Origin of the sequence: Deinococcus pimensis DSM 21231 (assembly GCF_000519345.1) — a bacterium.
Taxonomy (GTDB): Bacteria; Deinococcota; Deinococci; order Deinococcales; family Deinococcaceae; genus Deinococcus_A; species Deinococcus_A pimensis.
The window spans coordinates 2,419-6,811 of record NZ_KI912616.1; the positions used below are offsets into that span (position 1 = coordinate 2,419).

The following is a 4,393-nucleotide window of genomic DNA, read 5'->3' on the forward strand; positions in this document are numbered from 1 at the left end:
TGGCGGGCGTGCCGGGCGTGGCGGGCGGCGTGAGGGACGGCAGCGCCGCCTGACCCACGACCTTGCCTTCCGCGTCGCGTGCCTCGAAGCCCAGCTGGGGGTTCGTCAGCGTCGTGGTCGCGGCGAACTTCAGGCCGATCAGCGCGACCGTCGCGCCCGTCTTCGGGACGTTCGGGAAGCCGAGGTCGAGGGTCAGGAGATTGCCCGACTGCTTCCACAGCATGATGGGGCGGCCCTCGCCGGACTCGACGCGGGTGACCTGCACGCCCGCCGGGAGGCGCCACTGGAAGCGCGCGGCGCGCGTGGCGCGGGCGTAGCTGACCCTCAGGGGCACGCGGGTGTCGGCCTTGAGGGCCGTGGTGGGCAGCACCGGCTCGAACTTCACGGGCGGCAGGGTGTCCACGGTGAGCGCGAGGACCTGCGAGCGGGTGGAGAGCGACGCGTCGGAGGCCTCCACGGTGAACTCGTAGCGGCCGTTCCTGGTGGGGGTGCCGCTGAGGGTGCGGCCCTGCAGGCGCACGCCGGGCGGCAGCTCGCCGCGCACCACGACGAGGTTGTAGGGCGTGACGCCCCCCGCGACCTGCAGTTCCTGCGTGTAGGCCTCTCCGGTGTAGGCGGGCTGGAGGTTCGTGGTGGTGAACCTGAGCGCCTCCTTCGTGCCGTTGCTGCCGAAGTCGCTGCCGCTGGTGCCGCAGGCGGTGACGACGAGCGTGAGCGTGAGCGCGAGCGCGCCCGACCTGAATCTCCACATGCCCCTGTCTTAGCATGCCCCGCATGAGATTGCGGTCAGGGATGCTCTTCATGTCGGGCCGCATCCGCCGTTCGGACGCTGTGCCGCCGGGCGCGGCGGGCTAGAATCCGCGAATGGACACCATGACCGCCGGTCCCTCGGTGGGGCAGCGCCTCGGGCGCTACACCGTCGAGCACGTCGAACCGCTGCCCGAGATCGCCGCGACGCTGGTGCTGCTGCGCCACGACCTCGGCAGCCGTCACGCGCACGTCGCGCGTGACGACGACAACCTCACGTTCAGCGTGCTGTTCCCCACCGTCCCGAGCGACTCGACGGGCGTGGCGCACATCCTGGAGCACATCGTGCTGGCGGGCTCGCGCCGCTACCCCGTGAAGGACCCGTTCTTCTCGATGCAGCCGCGCTCGCTGAACACCTTCTCGAACGCGTTCACGGCCTCGGACTGGACGATGTACCCGTTCAGCACCCGCAACGAGCAGGACTTCTTCAACATGCTCGGGGTGTACCTCGACGCGGCCTTCTTCCCGCTGATGCGCAAGGAGACGTTCCTGCGCGAGGCGTGGCGGCTGGAGTACGCCACCATCGACGACCCGAGGAGCGAGCTCAAGCTGCAGGGCGTCGTGTACAACGAGATGAAGGGCGCGATGGCCACGGCGGGCTCGCAGATGTACAAGGCGATGGGGCGGGCGCTCTACCCGGAGCTCACGTACGCGAACAACTCCGGCGGCGAGCCGAGGAACATCCCTGAGCTCACCTGGGAGGGCCTACGGGCGTTCCACGCGCGGCACTACCACCCCAGCAACGCGTTCTTCTACACGTACGGGAACCTCCCCATCGAGCGCTTCCTGGAGCCCATCGAGACGCAGGTGATGTCGCAGTTCGACGCGCCGATCGACCTGGACGTCGCCATTCCCGATCAGCCGCGCTTCGACGCGCCGCGCGAGCTGCGGGTGCCGTACCCGTCGACGGACGTGGAGAAGGGCGCGCAGACGCTCGTCGCCTGGATGGTCGCGCCGAGCTTCGACTCGTACGACGTGCTGCGCTGGAGCGTGCTGTCGGACGTGCTGCTGGGCAACCCGGCGGCGCCCCTGCGGCGCGCGCTGATCGAGTCGGGCGTGGGGAGCGCCACGGCGGACGGCACGGGCTACAACGACAGCTTCCGGCAGGGTTCGTTCGCGGCGGGCCTCAAGGGTCTCGCGGCGGGCCGGGAGGCCGAGGTGGAGCGCCTCGTGCTGGACTCGCTCGCCCGCATCGCGGAGGAGGGCGTCGGCGCGGAGCTCGTGGACAGCGCCATCCATCAGATCGAGCTCTCGCGGCGCGAGGTGAGCAACTCGGGCTGGCCGTACTCCCTCAAGCTGTTCTTCCGCTTCGCGAACACGTGGCTGTACGGCGGCGACCCCGTGCGGTCCCTGAAGCTGGAGGAGGACCTCGCGCGGCTGGAGCGCGAGCGCGCCGCCGGGGGGCTGTTCGAGCGGATGATCCGCGAGGAGCTCCTGGAGAACCCGCACCGCGTGCGGATCGACCTGGTGCCCGATCCCGAGCTGCAGGAGCGGCAGGCGCAGGAGGAGGCGGCGCTCGTGGCGCGCGTCTCGGAGGGCTTCACGGACGAGGACCGCGCGCGCGTGGTGGAGCAGTCGGTGGAGCTCGCCCGCCTGCAGGAGGTCGAGGACGACCTGTCGGTCCTGCCGACGCTCGCGCTCGGGGACGTGCCGCGTGACGTGCCGCGCGCCGCGTACGACGTGGAGCGCGGCCTCGTGACGGTCGGGCGGGCGGAGCAGCCCACTTCGGGGCTGGTGTACCTCGACGTGCAGGTGGGCACGTCGCACCTCTCGGCGGAGCAGCTCGACCTGCTGCCGCTGTACGCGTACGCGCTGACGCGCTCCGGCGCGGGCGGACTGGACTACGTGGGGCTCGCGCGGCGCATCGAGGCCGTGACGGGCGGCGTGAGCGCGTCGACGAGCGTCTCGACGGGCCCGGACGACCTCGCGGACGTGCGGACGCGCTTCACCCTGAGCGGCAAGGCGCTCTCGCGGCACGCGGGCGAGCTCGTGGAGATCCTGCGGGACCTGCTGACGACGCCCACCTTCGACGTGGAGCGCCTCACGCAGCTCGTGCGGCAGCAGCGCTCGGGGATGGAGTCGTCGGTGGTGGGGTCCGGGAACGTGTACGCGCGCGGGCTCGCGTCGGCGCAGCTCAGCGCGGCGGCGGCGCTCTCGGAGCGGCAGGGCGGGCTGACGCAGCTCGCGCGGCTCAAGGCCATCACGGACGGGGGCCGCGTGGAGGAGCTGCTGTCGCACTTCGAGGGCCTCACGCGCGTCCTGCGTGAGGGCCGCGTGCGGGTGCTGCTGACCGCCACGCGCGAGGACCTCGGCCTCGATCTCTCCCCCGTGACGGGCGGCTTCCACGAGTCACGCACGGGCACGCCGCCCACGCACGTCGCGCCGCGCGCGCCGCAGGCCCGCACGACGGACGTTCCAGTCTCGTACCACGCGAAGTCCTTCCGCACGGTGCCGTACACGCACCCGGACGCGCCCGCGCTTCTGGCGCTCTCGCATCTGCTGCGCTCGGAGTACATGCTGCGCGAGCTGCGCGAGAAGGGCGGCGCGTACGGCGGCGCCGCCACGTACGACCCGCAGGGCGGCCTGTTCGGGATGTCGTCGTACCGCGATCCGCGTATGGAGCGCACGTACGAGGTGTTCCTGGGCGCGCGCGACTTCGTGTTCGGCGGTCACCTCGGGGAGCGCGAGCTGACGGAGGCCGTGCTGAGCGCGAGCACGCAGCTCGATCCGCTCACGTCGCCCGACACGGTGGCGCGACTGCGTTTCTTCGGGGACATGGCGGGCTACACGGAGGAGGTGCAGCGCACCTTCAAGGCGCGTCTGCTGGACGTGACGCTGGAGGACCTACGCCGCGTGTACGACGCGTACCTCACGGAGGACAACGCCGCGTACGGCATGGTGACGGGCCGCGACCCGAACCCGGAGCTCAGGGAGCTCGGGCTGACCTTCGAGGTCGCGCGGATCTAGCGGGAGGCACACGAAGGAGGCGCCCCCTGTCGGGGGCGCCTCCTTGCGTTGTCAGGGTCAGGACGGTTCGGCCTGCGGCATGTCGCCCATGCCGGCGTTGTCGCCGGTGGGGTCGTAGGTCATGCACTGCGCGGTGCGTCCGCTCATGCTGACCTGGATCTGGCCGGCGTGGCACTCGCGGTTCTCGTTGTAGCGGCAGTCGGTGGCGTCGCAGGACGCGACGATGCTCATGCCTTCCATGTTGCGGTCCGAGTTGCGGTCCATGTCTCTCCCTGCCTTTCGTCGAGCGGGGTGTGTGTGGGCTCGACTCCCAGGGTGCAGGAGCCGGGCCGCGCCCAGTGTGGAGCGCGGCCCTTTCTCAGGAGTTGGAAAACCGAGCGCCCGGGGCGGGTTTTCCTGGATTTTGCACCTCAGTTCAGCGTGGCGGAGCGGATGCCCTGGGCGCAGCGGACGCGGTGCTCGATCTCGTGGCCGTCGAGGACGCCGCGTTCGCGCAGGCCGATCGTGACGATCTCCACCTCGGCCCAGGAGCGGCGAAGCTCGCCGCGCACGCGGGCGAGGAGCACGCGGGCGTAGGCGTCGGCCTCGTCCCGCTCGTCGTCGGTGTGGGCGGCGCGGG

The 4,393-nt window shown here is 71.3% G+C and carries 3 protein-coding genes and 1 pseudogene; 1 reads left to right on the forward strand and 3 read right to left on the reverse strand.

The features are described from left to right. Positions 1-751 (reverse strand): Ig domain-containing protein (locus DEIPI_RS38580; protein ID WP_052351540.1); only part of this gene is annotated, 751 nt, incomplete at its 3' end. 113 nt (positions 752-864) lie between these two features. On the opposite strand from DEIPI_RS38580, the gene DEIPI_RS0100295 reads away from it, so the two are divergent. After that, a complete protein-coding gene (locus DEIPI_RS0100295) occupies positions 865-3,774 on the forward strand; it encodes an insulinase family protein (protein WP_045233332.1) in 2,910 nt (969 codons plus the stop codon). Positions 3,775-3,831: 57 nt separating this feature from the next. Here DEIPI_RS0100295 and DEIPI_RS0100300 read toward each other — a convergent pair whose 3' ends face one another. Beyond that, complete coding sequence (locus DEIPI_RS0100300) at positions 3,832-4,038, reverse strand: DUF1540 domain-containing protein (RefSeq protein WP_245588481.1); 207 nt, start codon at positions 4,036-4,038, stop codon at positions 3,832-3,834. A 146-nt stretch (positions 4,039-4,184) separates the two neighbouring features. Continuing rightward, a pseudogene (locus DEIPI_RS27270) lies at positions 4,185-4,393 on the reverse strand (hypothetical protein); the annotation flags it as partial.